Source organism: Methylobacterium sp. E-046, assembly GCF_022829625.1.
Classification (GTDB): domain Bacteria; phylum Pseudomonadota; class Alphaproteobacteria; order Rhizobiales; family Beijerinckiaceae; genus Methylobacterium; species Methylobacterium longum.
In genome coordinates, this window is sequence record NZ_JAKSYP010000161.1 from 42,278 (window position 1) to 56,212 (window position 13,935).

10 protein-coding genes and 1 tRNA gene are annotated in these 13,935 nt (G+C 68.4%); 7 read left to right on the forward strand and 4 right to left on the reverse strand.

The window, feature by feature from the left end; translation table 11 throughout:
• Positions 1-23: 23 nt before the first annotated feature.
• The gene (gene glnA, locus MKK82_RS14820; RefSeq protein ID WP_238289876.1) at positions 24-1,433 is read right to left on the reverse strand and encodes a type I glutamate--ammonia ligase; all 1,410 of its coding nucleotides are present in this window, start codon (positions 1,431-1,433) and stop codon (positions 24-26) included.
• A gap of 335 nt (positions 1,434-1,768) precedes the next feature.
• Between glnA and MKK82_RS14825 the strand changes: the two genes are divergently transcribed.
• Positions 1,769-2,803, forward strand: a complete 1,035-nt coding sequence (locus MKK82_RS14825; RefSeq protein WP_238289878.1) for a glutamine synthetase beta-grasp domain-containing protein — start codon at positions 1,769-1,771, stop codon at positions 2,801-2,803.
• Positions 2,804-3,117: 314 nt separating this feature from the next.
• On the opposite strand, the gene MKK82_RS14830 is transcribed toward MKK82_RS14825, so the two are convergent.
• Complete coding sequence (locus MKK82_RS14830) at positions 3,118-3,297, reverse strand: DUF2735 domain-containing protein (protein WP_238289879.1); 180 nt, start codon at positions 3,295-3,297, stop codon at positions 3,118-3,120.
• Positions 3,298-3,460: 163 nt separating this feature from the next.
• Positions 3,461-3,799 (reverse strand): P-II family nitrogen regulator, encoded by a 339-nt coding sequence (locus tag MKK82_RS14835; RefSeq protein WP_238289880.1) that lies wholly within the window; start codon positions 3,797-3,799, stop codon positions 3,461-3,463.
• Between the two features lie 195 nt (positions 3,800-3,994).
• Here MKK82_RS14835 and MKK82_RS14840 point away from each other — a divergent pair, with 195 nt between their 5' ends.
• Positions 3,995-5,497, forward strand: coding sequence for an NAD(P)H-hydrate dehydratase (locus MKK82_RS14840; protein ID WP_243986200.1), 1,503 nt, complete (start codon positions 3,995-3,997; stop codon positions 5,495-5,497).
• Here the strand turns inward: MKK82_RS14840 and MKK82_RS14845 are convergent.
• Positions 5,490-7,004, reverse strand: coding sequence for a multicopper oxidase family protein (locus tag MKK82_RS14845; protein ID WP_243986163.1), 1,515 nt, complete (start codon positions 7,002-7,004; stop codon positions 5,490-5,492). The genes MKK82_RS14840 and MKK82_RS14845 overlap by 8 nt on opposite strands.
• 148 nt (positions 7,005-7,152) lie before the next feature.
• Here MKK82_RS14845 and MKK82_RS14850 point away from each other — a divergent pair.
• From MKK82_RS14850 to lon, 5 genes are all read left to right on the forward strand, one after another.
• A tRNA-Leu gene (locus tag MKK82_RS14850) sits at positions 7,153-7,237 on the forward strand.
• Positions 7,238-7,367: 130 nt separating this feature from the next.
• Positions 7,368-8,777 carry a trigger factor gene (gene tig / locus MKK82_RS14855; protein ID WP_243986168.1) on the forward strand — a complete coding sequence of 470 codons (1,410 nt, stop codon included), beginning with the start codon at positions 7,368-7,370 and terminating at the stop codon, positions 8,775-8,777.
• A 124-nt stretch (positions 8,778-8,901) separates the two neighbouring features.
• Positions 8,902-9,528 carry an ATP-dependent Clp protease proteolytic subunit gene (locus MKK82_RS14860; protein ID WP_012322036.1) on the forward strand — a complete coding sequence of 209 codons (627 nt, stop codon included), beginning with the start codon at positions 8,902-8,904 and terminating at the stop codon, positions 9,526-9,528.
• A 184-nt stretch (positions 9,529-9,712) separates the two neighbouring features.
• Positions 9,713-10,984: an ATP-dependent Clp protease ATP-binding subunit ClpX gene (gene clpX / locus MKK82_RS14865; RefSeq protein WP_243986169.1), complete on the forward strand. Its 1,272-nt coding sequence runs from the start codon at positions 9,713-9,715 to the stop codon at positions 10,982-10,984.
• Positions 10,985-11,232: 248 nt separating this feature from the next.
• Positions 11,233-13,659, forward strand: a complete 2,427-nt coding sequence (gene lon, locus MKK82_RS14870) for an endopeptidase La (RefSeq protein ID WP_238289883.1) — start codon at positions 11,233-11,235, stop codon at positions 13,657-13,659.
• Positions 13,660-13,935 lie beyond the last annotated feature (276 nt).

Here is a 13,935-nt window from a genome sequence, read left to right on the forward strand (position 1 = left end):
CATCGCGCCCGGCCCCCGTCGCCTTACAGGGAATAGTACTGCACGAACTCGATCGGGTGCGGGGTCATCTCGTAGCGCAGCACCTCGGCCATCTTCAGCTCGATGAACGAGTCGATCTGGTCGTCCGAGAACACGCCGCCCTCCTTGAGGAAGGCCCGATCCTTGTCGAGGCTGGTGAGCGCCTCGCGGAGCGAGCCGCACACGGTCGGGATCTTCTTCAGCTCCCGCGGGGGCAGCTCGTAGAGATCCTTGTCCATGGCCGGACCCGGGTCGATCTTGTTGCGGATGCCGTCGAGGCCGGCCATCAGCAGCGCCGAGAAGGCGAGGTAGGGATTCGCCATCGGGTCGGGGAAGCGGACCTCGACGCGCTTGGCCTTCGGGCTCTTGGTCCACGGGATGCGGCAGGAGGCCGAGCGGTTGCGCGCCGAGTAGGCGAGCAGCACCGGTGCCTCGTAGCCCGGCACCAGCCGCTTGTACGAGTTGGTCGACGGGTTGGTGAAGGCGTTGAGCGCCTTGGCGTGGCGGATGATGCCGCCGATGTACCAGAGGCATTCCTGGCTGAGGCCGGCATACTTGTCGCCCGCGAAGACCGGCTTGCCGTCCTTCCAGATCGACTGGTGGACGTGCATGCCCGAGCCGTTGTCGCCGTAGACGGGCTTGGGCATGAAGGTCGCCGACTTGCCGTAGCTCTGCGCGACGTTGTGGATGCAGTACTTGTAGATCTGCATGTGGTCGGCGAGCAGGGTCAGCGTGTCGAACTTCATGCCGAGCTCGTGCTGGGCCGAAGCGACCTCGTGGTGGTGCTTCTCCACCTTCACGCCCATCGACTGCATGGCGGCCAGCATCTCGCCGCGCATGTCCTGGGCCGAATCCTGCGGCGGGACGGGGAAGTAGCCGCCCTTGGTCTGCACCCGGTGGCCGAGGTTGCCGCCCTCGTAATCGGTGAAGCCGTTGGTCGGCAGCTCGGTGGAGTCGAGTTCGAAGCCGGTGCGATAGGGGTCGGCGGCGAACTTCACGTCGTCGAACACGAAGAACTCGGCCTCCGGGCCGACATAGATCGTGTCGCCGATCCCGGTCTGCTGCAGGTAGGCCTCGGCGCGCTTGGCGGTGCCGCGGGGGTCGCGGGCATAGGGCTCGCCGGTGGCCGGCTCCAGCACGTCGCAGACGATCGAGAGGGTCGCGGCCGAGAAGAACGGGTCCAGGGTGGCGGTCGCCGGATCCGGCATCAGGAGCATGTCGGACTCGTTGATCGCCTTCCAGCCGGCGATCGAGGAGCCGTCGAACATGGTGCCCTCGTCGAAGATCTCCTCGTCGATGAGCGACACGTCGAACGTGACATGCTGCCACTTGCCGCGCGGGTCGGTGAACCGGAAGTCCACGTAGCGCACGTCGTTGTCCCGGATCGTCTTCAGCACCTCGGCCGCAGTGGTCATCGTGGGCATCCTCCAGGGATCTGTGAATGATCTCTCGTCGCGCAACCGAGCGATGTCGGCCGCGTCAGCAAGCGGCGCTTGATATCCGGCGCGGGCGTACCTTGCCACCCGCGCCGGGTGGGAATCGGCGTTCCGGTGGAACGATCGGCCGCCGATACCGACTGCTCGCGATTCCGTGATCGGCAGAGAGCGCAGCTAGGGCACTGTGTTCCCGCAGCAATAGCAATCCTGGCACGCTCCATGCAACAGCGGCACCGGCCGTCGTGGAGGCGGCAAGCCGTTCGCGTGTTCCCGGGTTGCCCAGGTCGCGCATCGATACGGACGAGAGAACCGGAATGACCAAATACAAGCTCGAGTACATATGGCTCGACGGGTACACGCCGACCCCGAATCTCCGCGGTAAGACGCAGATCAAGGAATTCGACAGCTTCCCGACCCTCGAGCAGCTCCCGATGTGGGGCTTCGACGGCTCGTCCACCAAGCAGGCCGAGGGCGGCAGCTCCGACTGCATGCTGAAGCCCGTGCGCCACTTCCCCGACCCGGCCCGCAAGAACGGCGTCCTGGTGATGTGCGAAGTGATGATGCCGGACGGTACGACCCCGCACGAGTCCAACAAGCGCGCCACCATCCTGGACGATGCCGGCGCCTGGTTCGGCTTCGAGCAGGAATACTTCCTGTACAAGGACGGCCGCCCGCTCGGCTTCCCGACCTCCGGCTACCCGGCGCCGCAGGGCCCGTACTACACCGGCGTCGGCTACTCGAACGTCGGCGACGTCGCCCGCAAGATCGTGGAGGAGCACCTCGACCTTTGCCTGGATGCCGGCATCAACCACGAGGGCATCAACGCCGAGGTGGCCAAGGGGCAGTGGGAGTTCCAGATCTTCGGCAAGGGCTCCAAGAAGGCCGCCGACGAGATGTGGATGGCCCGCTACCTCCTGCAGCGCCTCTGCGAGAGCTACGGCATCGACGTCGAGTACCACTGCAAGCCGCTCGGCGACACCGACTGGAACGGCTCGGGCATGCACTGCAACTTCTCGACCGCGTTCATGCGGGAGCATGGCGGCAAGGCCTATTTCGAGAAGCTCATGGAGGCGTTCAAGAACGCCCGCGAGGAGCACATCGCCGTCTACGGCCCGGACAACCACATGCGGCTGACCGGCAAGCACGAGACCGCCTCGATCCACGAGTTCTCGTACGGTGTGGCCGACCGCGGCGCCTCGATCCGCGTGCCCCACTCGTTCGTCAACAGCGGCTACAAGGGCTACCTTGAGGATCGCCGTCCGAACTCGAAGGGCGACCCCTACCAGATCGCCTCGCAGGTGCTGAAGACGATCGCGTCCGTACCGACCGAGGCCGCTGCAGCCGCGTAAGACGCGAGGGACGCCTCGGCGTTCCGGCAGGATCGACGGAGCCGGGCCCTCGGGTCCGGCTTCGCCGTTTTCCGGACGGGCGGACGGACGATCCGGGCTCGTACGGTGGGTGCGGATTGGCCCGCCGCGACGTGCGGCACCGGCATTCAGCGCAGGCCGCGCGGCACGCTCCCTCGGGATCGCGGGTGGCCGCAGCCCTCCTTCGAGGGACGCCGGTGCGGGCGTCCGACGACGCGGAGGGGGATGGGGCGGAACCCGCCGGACCGACCCCGACAACGCGCTACAGGTGCGGAGCCTCGCCGCCCGTGACGATTTCAGGGCCGGCGCGGACGCTCATCCTCGCGGATGGCAGCCTCATGATACCACGCGCCGCCCCCGATGCTGGCGGCCGGCGCCGGTTTCGCCTCCGCGATGACGCGGGGCGTGGACTGGGCGCGCCGGAACGCGGACAGATCGTAGATCTTGGCAGTCTCGCGCGGGTCCGTGACGGCCATCGCACATCCTCCTGCATCGGGGTCTCAGCGGCCGGTCGCGCCGGCCGTTCCCGATGATGTGGGGTGCGGAAGTCGGCACTCCATAGTGGAAAGCGCCGATGCCGGACATTCGTGCAGAGCGAAAACTTAGGCAGAACCCAAGCCGAGGCGCCAGAACCGCCTGTCAGATCGCGTCAGTTCCGGTCTCGCCGGTCCGGATGCGGATCGCTTCCTCGATGGTCGAGACGAAAATCTTGCCGTCACCGATGCGGCCGGTCTGGGCTGATTTGCGGATCGCGTCGACCGCGCCTTCCACCAGCGCGTCGGAGAGAACGATCTCCAGCTTCACCTTCGGCAGAAAGTCGACCACGTACTCGGCGCCCCGGTAGAGCTCCGTATGGCCCTTCTGGCGGCCGAAGCCCTTCGCTTCGATGACGGTGATCCCCTGAAGGCCGACCTCCTGGAGCGCCTCCTTCACCTCGTCGAGCTTGAAAGGCTTGATGATCGCTTCGATCTTCTTCATGCCGCTCGGGCCTGCGCTTCGGTGCCTGGCATTTCTAACATCCTCGTGACGCGTTCGCCATGCCGTTTTCTCGGCCTGCCGGACCATAGTGCCCGTTCGATGTGCGATGCACGCACATCCTTCGGGCTTTTCGCGGATTTCTGACTTGTTTTTAGTCAGGGCTTGATCGGCGCACGGGCAGGAGCGGGAATGGACATGCGGTTGCTGACGGTCGCGGCGATGAGGCGGGTCGATGCCGCGGCGATCGGCGGTGGAGTGCCGGGCCTGGCCCTCATGGAGGCCGCGGGCGCCGCGGTCGCGGCCCGCGCCCGCGCCCGGCTGCCCGCGGCGGGGCGGGTCGAGGTCCTGTGCGGACCGGGCAACAACGGCGGCGACGGATTCGTGGCCGCGCGGCTGCTGGCTGCGGACGGCTATGCCGTCGGCCTGTCCCTGCTCGGCGATCGCGGGGCGCTGAAGGGCGATGCGGCCCAGGCCGCAGAGGCCTGGACCGGGCCGGTCCGGTCGGCCGATGCGGGCGCGATCCCCGCCTGCGACCTCGTGATCGACGCCCTGTTCGGGGCGGGCCTGGCGCGCGACCTCGACGGTGTCGCCCGCGCGCTCGTGGAAGCGGTGAATGCCAGCGGCCGACCGGTCCTCGCCGTCGACGTGCCCAGCGGGGTCGACGGCGACACCGGCGCGGCGCGCGGCACCGCGATCCGCGCCGTCGAGACCGTGACCTTCGTGGCGCTCAAGCCCGGCCATCTGCTCCAGCCCGGCCGGAGCCTCTGCGGGCAGTTGAGCGTGGCGGATATCGGCACCGGTCCGGCTGCGCTGGAGGCTGGCCTCGCCGCGTGCGCGCCGGCCTACCGGAACGGTCCGGACCTGTGGGCTCAAGCCTTCCCCCGGCTGACCGGGACCAGCCACAAATACACCCGCGGGCACGCTCTGGTCCTGTCGGGGCCGGCCACCAAGACCGGCGCCGCCCGCCTCGCGGCCCTGGGTGCCCTGCGGGTCGGGGCCGGCCTCGTGACCGTCGCCTCGCCGGCCGGCGCGCTGGCCGAGAACGCCGCGCACCTCACGGCGATCATGCTGCGGCCCTGCGAGAGCGCCGACGACCTCGACGACCTCCTCACCGACGAACGCCTGAACGTCGTGCTGGCCGGGCCGGGCCTCGGCACCGGCGAGCCGTCCCGCGAACGCGTCGCCGTGGCGGCGGCGGCCGGCCGCGGCCTCGTCCTCGATGCCGACGCGCTGACGAGCTTTGCCGGGCAAGCACCGCTCCTCGCCGCGCACATCGCGGACGGCGCCGCGTCCGCCGTGCTGACGCCGCATGCCGGCGAGTTCGCCCGGCTGTTCGGGACGGCGGATGCGACGGCGGAGGGCGCCGACAAGGTCGCCCGGGCCCGGGCGGCCGCCGCGCTCACGGGCGCGGTGGTGGTCTTCAAGGGGGCCGATACGGTCATCGCCAGCCCGGACGGGCGCGCGGCGATCAACGATCACGGCACGCCCTATCTCGGCACCGCGGGCTCGGGCGACGTGCTGGGCGGCCTGATCGCCGGCCTGATGGCACAGGGCATGCCGCCCTTCGAGGCGGCCTCCGCCGGCGTCTGGCTGCACGGCGATGCCGGCTTGCGGCACGGTCCCGGCCTGATCGCCGAGGACATTCCCGAACTGATGCCCGCGGTGCTGCGGGCTCTCGTGGCGGCCGACCTCAGGTGACCTCGAACAGGGTCCAGAGGCCGGTATCGAAGCGCTCCAGCACCGTGGCGCTGATCAGCCAGCGCCCCGGATTGTCGGCCAGGAAGCCGATCCGCGCGGTCCGGCCCTCCAGAAGTTGGAACGTGTCGAGCCAGTAGGGCTCCCAGCCGTCGTCCAGGGGATGAAGCAGGCGGAAGCAGTGGCCGTGCAGGTGCAGGGCCTGCGGGAAGGCGGTCTCGTTGCGCAGGGCCAGGACCACGACCTGCCCGCGCTTCACCGTGAAGATCGGCTGGAGGCCGGCGGTGCCGCTGGCCCCGTTCACCGACCAGATCTTCCGCGGGTCGCCCGTGTAGACCGGATCGGGTGCGGGGCCGTCCTTCGGCCCGTCCTTGGTTCCGTCCTTGGTTCCGTCCTTGGTCTTCGGCACGACGGCGCCGCCGGTGATCACGACGTCGCGGCGCAGGGCGTTCTGGAGCTTGATCTCGGCCGGCAGGCGCTTGTTCTCGCCGATCGGCCCGATCGGCGGCCGCTTCTCGGTGATCCTGGCGCCCTTGGTGGTGACGCTCGCCAGCGTCAGGCCCTTCCCGACCAGCGCCTCGATCGTGCACCGGGCGCCTTCCTCCTCCGGCAGGTCGACCATCAGGTCGTAGCGGGTGCCGGGGGGGAACGGCAGGGTCGCCCGCAGGGGCTCGAACGTGTCGGTGGGCTGACCGTCGACCGCCGCCACGTAGACCTTCACGCCCTCGAACCGGAGCCGCGTCGCCCGGGCATTGCAGGCGTTGCCGAGGCGCAGGCGGACGCGGGCGCCCGGACGGGCCTCGAATGGGCCCGGTACCGGCTTGCCGTTGACCGTGACGAGGTTGCCGAGTCGGCCATGCGCGGCGGAGAGCGCCGTCTGCCCGAACGGCATCAGGGTGCCGTCGTCCTGGAGCCGCCAGTCCTGCAGGACGACGCTGACATCGGCGTCGACCGCGGGCGGATTCGTCTCCTCGACGACCAGCATGCCGGCGAGCCCCCGGCCCGAGGGCTCGCTCGCCCCGCCGACGACGAGGGGCCGGATCAAGTAGGAGCCGGCATCCGGCGGCGTGAAGGCGTAGAGGAAGTCGCCGCCCGGTGCGATCGGTGCCTGGGTGACCCCGCCGACGCCGTCCATGGCGTTGACGTTGCGCACCCCGTGCCAGTGCAGCGACAGGGGCTTGTCGGTCCGGTTCTCGAGCTTCAGCCGCACCGGCTGCCCGAGCTTCACCCGGATCACGGGCGGCAGGGCCTTGCCGTCGAAGCACCAGACCGGCGTCTCGGGTGCGGGCTCCGTCCTGAGCCGCGCCGTGCCGGGCGCCGCCGGGAGCACGGCGGGCTCCGCTTGCGCGGGGGCCGGACCGGGGGAGGGCGCGGCCGACGGGGCGCCCGGAGCCTGAGCCCACGCGGCCTCCGGCACGAGGCCGAAGGCGGCGGCCGCGGCGAGCAGGGTCCGGCGCGACGGCGAGCCGTCGCGCGAATCGGTCGGCGGCACGGGGCGGGATGGCGGCATGGGATCTCGGCTGCGGCTCGCGACGGGTTCGCTCCTTAGCGGCGCGCGGGCTCTCGCGCCACAGGGACAAGTTTTTTGCTGCGAGCCCGTCGGCCCATGCTATAGGGCCCGCTTCTGGCGGCCGGCGATGCGCCGGATGTCGGCGCGCGCGGGCGTGGCGGAACTGGTAGACGCGCTGGATTTAGGTTCCAGTGTCGCAAGACGTGGGGGTTCGAGCCCCTCCGCCCGCACCAGGACGTCCGCTGAGGTTGCGGTCCCTTCGGACCCTCCGTCCCGTACCCGACATCTCGGCATCCCGGTCCGCGCGAGCACGATGCCGGCCCGGCCGGCGACCCCAGGTTTCTTTGAAGAGCGACGACGACGATGCAGGTGACCGAGATCAACGCCCAGGGGCTGAAGCGCGAGTTTCAGGTTCTGCTGGCCGCCCAGGAACTCGAGGAGCGCCTGACCAACGAGCTGTCCGGCATGAAGGACAAGGTGCAGCTCAAGGGCTTCCGCCCCGGCAAGGTGCCGGTCGCGCACCTGCGCAAGGTCTACGGCCGCTCGGTGATGGCCGAGGTGGTGCAGAATGCCGTCAACGAGGCCAACCGCCAGATCGTCACCGATAACGGCCTCAAGCTCGCCCTGGAGCCGCAGGTCGAGTTCCCGAGCGATCAGGCCGAGGTGGAGAAGGCCCTCGACGCCAAGGGCGACCTGGCCTTCAAGGTCGCCCTCGAGGTGATGCCGAGCTTCGAGCTCGCCGACCTCTCGGACGTCAGCCTGACCAAGCGCGTCGCCAAGCCCTCCGACGAGGAAGTGACCGAGGCGCTGGAGCGTATGGCCGGCCAGGGCCGTCCGTTCGCCGAGCGCGACGAGGGCGCCGAGGCCCAGACGGGCGACCGCGTCACCATCGACTTCGTCGGGCGCATCGACGGCGAGGAGTTCCAGGGCGGCAAGGGCGAGGGCGTCGATCTGGAGCTCGGCTCCGGCTCATTCATCCCCGGCTTCGAGGAGCAGCTCGTGGGCGCCAAGGTCGGCGACAAGCGGCTCGTGAAGGTGACCTTCCCGGAGGCTTACGGGGCCGAGCAGCTCGCCGGCAAGGATGCCGAGTTCGACGTGATGGTCGCGAAGATCCAGGCGCCGGGCGAGGCCAAGGTGGACGACGAGCTCGCCAAGTCCATGGGCATGGAGTCGCTGGAGAAGCTCCGCGAGGCCGTGTCGGAGGCGATCGGGCGCGACTTCGAGGCCGCGACGCGACGCCGCCTCAAGAAGGACCTCCTCGACGCCCTCGATGGCAAGTATGCCTTCGAGCTGCCGCCCTCCCTGGTGGCGCAGGAATTCGCGGCCGTCTGGGCGCAGGTCGAGCAAGACCTCAAGACCCGCGGCAAGACCTTCGCGGACGAGGACACCACCGAGGAGGAGGCCCAGGGCGAGTACCGGAAGATCGCGGAACGGCGCGTCCGTCTCGGTCTCGTGCTTGCGCAGGTCGGCGAGAGCGCCGATATCAAGGTCTCGGACGACGAGGTGAACCAGGCCCTCATCGCTCGGGTCCGGCAGTTCCCGGGCCAGGAGCAGCAGGTCTGGGACTTCTACCGGAAGAATGCCCAGGCGCTCGCCGAACTGCGGGCGCCGCTGTTCGAGGAAAAGGTGGTTGACCACGTCCTCGGCCAGGTCAAACTCGTCGAGGAACCCGTCTCGAAGGAGGCGCTTTTCGCCAACGACGAAGACGACGACACGACCGGCGGAAAGCCGGCCGGCAAGGCCGAAGCCGAGACCGAGGCAAAGGCCGACTGAGTCCCGCTCTGTCCCAGGACGGCGGGCAAGGGTTAGGCGATGGTTAAGCATCGCCGGTGTTCGCTGACATGTCCGGAGCTGCTCTGATTCGCGGCAGCTCCGGGCCTCACTTGGGCAGGACGAGATGAGAGATCCGATCGACGTCTACAACAACGCGCTCGTGCCGATGGTCGTCGAGCAGTCGAGCCGCGGCGAGCGCGCCTTCGACATCTACTCCCGCCTGCTGCGCGAGCGCATCATCTTCCTCACCGGTCCCGTGGAGGATTACGGCGCGTCGCTGATCGTGGCGCAGCTGCTGTTCCTCGAGGCGGAGAATCCGAAGAAGGAAATCTCCTTCTACATCAACTCCCCCGGCGGCGTGGTCACCTCGGGCCTCTCGATCTACGACACGATGCAGTTCATCCGCTGCCCCGTGACGACGCTCTGCGTCGGCCAAGCCGCCTCGATGGGCTCCCTGCTACTGACCGCCGGCGAGCCCGGCCACCGCTTCGCCCTGCCGAACGCGCGGATCATGGTCCACCAGCCGTCGGGCGGGTTCCAGGGACAGGCGACCGACATCCTGATCCATGCCCGCGAGATCGAGGCGCTGAAGCGGCGCCTGAACGAGATCTACGTGAAGCACACCGGCCGCGACTACGACACGATCCACACGGCGCTGGAGCGCGACAACTTCATGACCGCCGACGCGGCCAAGGAGTTCGGCCTCATCGACGAGGTGATCGAGAAGCGTCCCGAGCCGGCCGCAGCCTGAGCGGAACGCGTCGCCTGACCGCCGCGGCGTGGCCTTGATCCCGCCGCGGCAGCGTGTTTGCATCCGGGATCGGGTCCTTCGGGCAAAGGCGCGCAGCACACTGTTTCTTTAAACGGGCCCCCTACATTCACGCGATGCGCGTTCGCCCCTTGCCGGCTGCGGACGCGAGGAATCGGAGACCGATATGAGCAAGACTGGCGGCAACGACTCGAAGAGCACGCTGTATTGCTCGTTCTGCGGCAAGAGCCAGCACGAGGTCCGCAAGCTGATCGCCGGCCCGACGGTGTTCATCTGCGACGAGTGCGTCGAGCTGTGCATGGACATCATCCGCGAGGAGTCGAAATCCTCGCTGGTGAAGAGCCGCGACGGCGTGCCGACCCCGAAGGAGATCCGTCGGGTCCTCGACGACTACGTCATCGGTCAGGACTTCGCCAAGAAGGTCCTGTCTGTCGCGGTGCACAACCACTACAAGCGGCTCGCGCACGCGACGAAGCACAACGACGTCGAGCTGGCCAAGTCCAACATCATGCTGATCGGGCCGACCGGCTCGGGCAAGACGCTGCTCGCCCAGACGCTGGCCCGCATCCTCGACGTGCCGTTCACCATGGCGGACGCCACGACGCTCACCGAGGCCGGCTACGTCGGTGAGGACGTCGAGAACATCATCCTCAAGCTGCTCCAGGCCTCGGACTACAACGTCGAGCGGGCCCAGCGCGGCATCGTCTACATCGACGAGATCGACAAGATCTCCCGCAAGTCCGACAACCCGTCGATCACCCGCGACGTGTCGGGCGAGGGCGTGCAGCAGGCGCTGTTGAAGATCATGGAGGGCACGGTCGCCTCCGTCCCGCCGCAGGGCGGCCGGAAGCACCCGCAGCAGGAATTCCTGCAGGTCGACACCACCAACATCCTGTTCATCTGCGGCGGCGCCTTCGCGGGGCTGGAGCGGATCATCTCCCAACGCGGCAAGGGCACCTCGATCGGCTTCGGCGCGACCGTGCAGGCCCCGGACGACCGCCGCACCGGCGAGATCTTCCGCTCGGTCGAGCCCGAGGATCTGCTGAAGTTCGGCCTCATCCCCGAGTTCGTCGGCCGTCTGCCGGTCCTGGCGACGCTGGAGGACCTCGACGAGGCCGCGCTCAAGAAGATCCTGCAGGAGCCGAAGAACGCCCTGGTCAAGCAGTACCAGCGGCTGTTCGAGATGGAGAACGTCGACCTGACCTTCCAGGACGATGCGCTGTCCCTCGTCGCCCGCAAGGCGATCGAGCGGAAGACCGGTGCCCGCGGCCTGCGCTCCATCCTGGAGACGATCCTGCTCGACACGATGTACGACCTGCCGGGCCTGGAGTCCGTGGAACAGGTGGTCATCGGTCCGGAGGTGGTCGAGGGCAAGTCGCGCCCGCTCTACATCCACGGCGACCGCACCAAGGACGCACCCGCCAGCGTCAGCGCGTAAGCGCTCGGTAGGGTTGCGTCGGGCGCCCGGCTCCGGCCGGGCGCGCTGCGGGGAACATCTTGAAAACGCTGCACCCCGCAGCCACCTCAGGCTCAGCGCGGCGGCCGCACGCTCCTTCGAGGTTCGGTCCGCGTTACCAGCCGCAAAGTCCATTACAGTTCCGACCCTCGCGGCCCGGTCGGCCCCTGGCTGTAGGCGCGCTCCATGCATGGGGCGCCGAACCCGGGCGTCCCTGAGAGGAAGTCACCATGTCACAGTCGAAATCGCGCCAGCCGGTGGTCCCGGGTTCGACGGGCACTTACGCCGTCCTGCCCCTGCGCGACATCGTCGTCTTCCCGCACATGATCGTGCCCCTGTTCGTGGGGCGTGAGAAGTCGATCCGCGCCCTCGAGGAGGCGGTTCGCACGGACCGCCATATCCTGCTCGCCACGCAGATCAACGCGGGCGACGACGATCCGGCGACCGACGCGATCTACAAGATCGGCACCCTTGCCTCCGTGCTTCAACTTCTGAAGCTTCCCGACGGCACCGTGAAGGTGCTGGTGGAGGGCGTCGGTCGCGCGAAGGTCACGGGCTTCACCCGCTCGGACGAGTATTACGAGGCGACCGCCGAAGCCCTGCACGACGAGCTCGGCGACCGCGTCGAGGCCGAGGCGCTCGCGCGCTCGGTGCTCTCGGAGTTCGAGAACTACGTCAAGTTGAACAAGAAGATCTCGCCCGAGGTCGTCTCCGCCGTGACCCAGATCGACGAGCCGTCCAAGCTCGCCGACACGATCGGCTCGCACCTGCTCGTCAAAATCTCCGACAAGCAGGGCATCTTGGAGACCCCCACGGTGGCGCAGCGCCTGGAGCGCGTGCTGTCGCTGATGGAGAGCGAGATCTCCGTGCTCCAGGTGGAGAAGCGCATCCGGACCCGCGTCAAGCGGCAGATGGAGAAGACCCAGCGCGAGTACTACCTGAACGAGCAGATGAAGGCGATCCAGAAGGAACTGGGCGACTCGGAGGACGGCCGCGACGAGCTGGCCGAGCTGGAAGAGAAGATCGAGAAGACCAAGTTCACCAAGGAGGCGCGCGACAAGGCGACGGCTGAGCTGAAGAAGCTGCGCCAGATGTCGCCGATGTCGGCAGAGGCGACCGTCGTGCGCAACTACCTCGACTGGATGCTCGGCATCCCGTGGGGCAAGCGCTCAAAGATCAAGAAGGATCTGCTCGGCGCCCAGGCGCTCCTCGACGAGGACCATTTCGGCCTCGACAAGGTCAAGGAGCGGATCGTCGAGTACCTCGCCGTGCAGCAGCGGGCGAACAAGCTCACGGGCCCGATCCTGTGCCTCGTCGGACCTCCCGGTGTCGGCAAGACCTCGCTCGGCAAGTCCATCGCGAAGGCGACGGGTCGCGAGTTCGTGCGCATGTCCCTCGGCGGCGTGCGCGACGAGGCCGAGATCCGCGGTCACCGCCGGACCTACATCGGCTCGATGCCGGGCAAGATCGTCCAGTCGATGCGCAAGGCCAAGACCTCGAACCCGCTCATCCTGCTCGACGAGATCGACAAGATGGGCATGGATTTCCGCGGCGATCCGTCTGCGGCGCTCCTCGAGGTCCTGGATCCCGAGCAGAACAGCACCTTCAACGACCACTACCTGGAGGTGGATTACGACCTCTCGAACGTGATGTTCGTGACCACGGCCAACACCCTCAACATCCCGGGCCCGCTCATGGACCGGATGGAGGTGATCCGCATCGCGGGATACACCGAGGAGGAGAAGGTCGAGATCGCGCGCAAGCACCTGATCCCGAACGCCCTGAAGAAGCACGGCCTCGGGACGCACGAGTGGTCGATCGACGACGACGGCTTGATGATGCTGGTTCGCCGCTACACGCGGGAGGCCGGCGTCCGCAACCTGGAGCGTGAGCTGTCCAACCTGATCCGCAAGGCGGTGAAGGAGATCCTGATCACCAAGACCGAGTCGATCGCGGTGACCGTGGAAACCCTCCCGGTCTTCCTCGGTCCGCCGAAGTTCCGCTACGGCGAGATCGACGCGGACGATCAGGTCGGCGTGGTCACGGGTCTGGCTTGGACCGAGGTCGGCGGCGAGTTGCTGACGATCGAGGGTGTCATGATGCCCGGCAAGGGCAAGATGACCGTGACCGGCAACCTGAAGGACGTGATGAAGGAGTCGATCTCGGCGGCCGCATCCTACGTGCGTTCGCGGGCCATCGATTTCGGCATCGAGCCGCCCCTGTTCGAGCGTCGCGACATCCACGTCCACGTTCCGGAGGGGGCGACCCCGAAGGACGGTCCGTCGGCGGGCATCGCCATGGCCACCGCGATCATCTCGACGCTCACCGGGATCCCGGTCCGCCGCGACGTCGCGATGACCGGCGAGGTGACGCTCCGCGGTCGTGTGCTGCCGATCGGCGGCCTGAAGGAGAAGCTGCTCGCCGCCCTTCGCGGCGGCATCAAGACGGTGCTGATTCCCGAGGAGAACGCCAAGGACATCGCCGAGGTGCCCGACAGCGTGAAGAACGGGCTGGAGATCATCCCGGTCTCTCGGATGGATCAGGTGCTGGAGAAGGCGCTGGTTCGCCAGCCCGTGGCGATCGAGTGGGAGGAGCCGCTGCCCGTGGCCAAGCCCGCGCGGACGGAAGAGGACGGCGCCGCTTTCGTGGCGCACTGATCGCCCGCAACGCCTGACCACAACAGCCCTCGGCGCTCCGGCGCCGGGGGTTTTTTCGTGCCGGGGTTCGGTGTGCCTTTCTTCCTGGCGGGGGATCCGATGCCGGTCGAGTGCGACGCCATCGGGGCAGGGGGCGCGGTCTCGGTTGGCCGGACGAGAACCGGAACTCGCGCCTCGTCGTGCGCCCCTAGGAACATGCTAGGCCGCACGGCACGGGACGCATCCGGTGCTGTGCGGCCGCCGGCCGTCGTTCCGGCTCGTGTGGCGGCCGGAGGG

What these genes read in the sequence shown, in the direction of transcription:
- glnA (WP_238289876.1), bottom strand. Translation starts at nt 1,433, where the DNA reads ATGACCACTGCGGCCGAGGTGCTGAAGACGATCCGGGACAACGACGTG.
- MKK82_RS14825 (WP_238289878.1), top strand. Translation starts at nt 1,769, where the DNA reads ATGACCAAATACAAGCTCGAGTACATATGGCTCGACGGGTACACGCCG.
- MKK82_RS14830 (WP_238289879.1), bottom strand. Translation starts at nt 3,297, where the DNA reads ATGGCCGTCACGGACCCGCGCGAGACTGCCAAGATCTACGATCTGTCC.
- MKK82_RS14835 (WP_238289880.1), bottom strand. Translation starts at nt 3,799, where the DNA reads ATGAAGAAGATCGAAGCGATCATCAAGCCTTTCAAGCTCGACGAGGTG.
- MKK82_RS14840 (WP_243986200.1), top strand. Translation starts at nt 3,995, where the DNA reads ATGCGGTTGCTGACGGTCGCGGCGATGAGGCGGGTCGATGCCGCGGCG.
- MKK82_RS14845 (WP_243986163.1), bottom strand. Translation starts at nt 7,004, where the DNA reads ATGCCGCCATCCCGCCCCGTGCCGCCGACCGATTCGCGCGACGGCTCG.
- tig (WP_243986168.1), top strand. Translation starts at nt 7,368, where the DNA reads ATGCAGGTGACCGAGATCAACGCCCAGGGGCTGAAGCGCGAGTTTCAG.
- MKK82_RS14860 (WP_012322036.1), top strand. Translation starts at nt 8,902, where the DNA reads ATGAGAGATCCGATCGACGTCTACAACAACGCGCTCGTGCCGATGGTC.
- clpX (WP_243986169.1), top strand. Translation starts at nt 9,713, where the DNA reads ATGAGCAAGACTGGCGGCAACGACTCGAAGAGCACGCTGTATTGCTCG.
- lon (WP_238289883.1), top strand. Translation starts at nt 11,233, where the DNA reads ATGTCACAGTCGAAATCGCGCCAGCCGGTGGTCCCGGGTTCGACGGGC.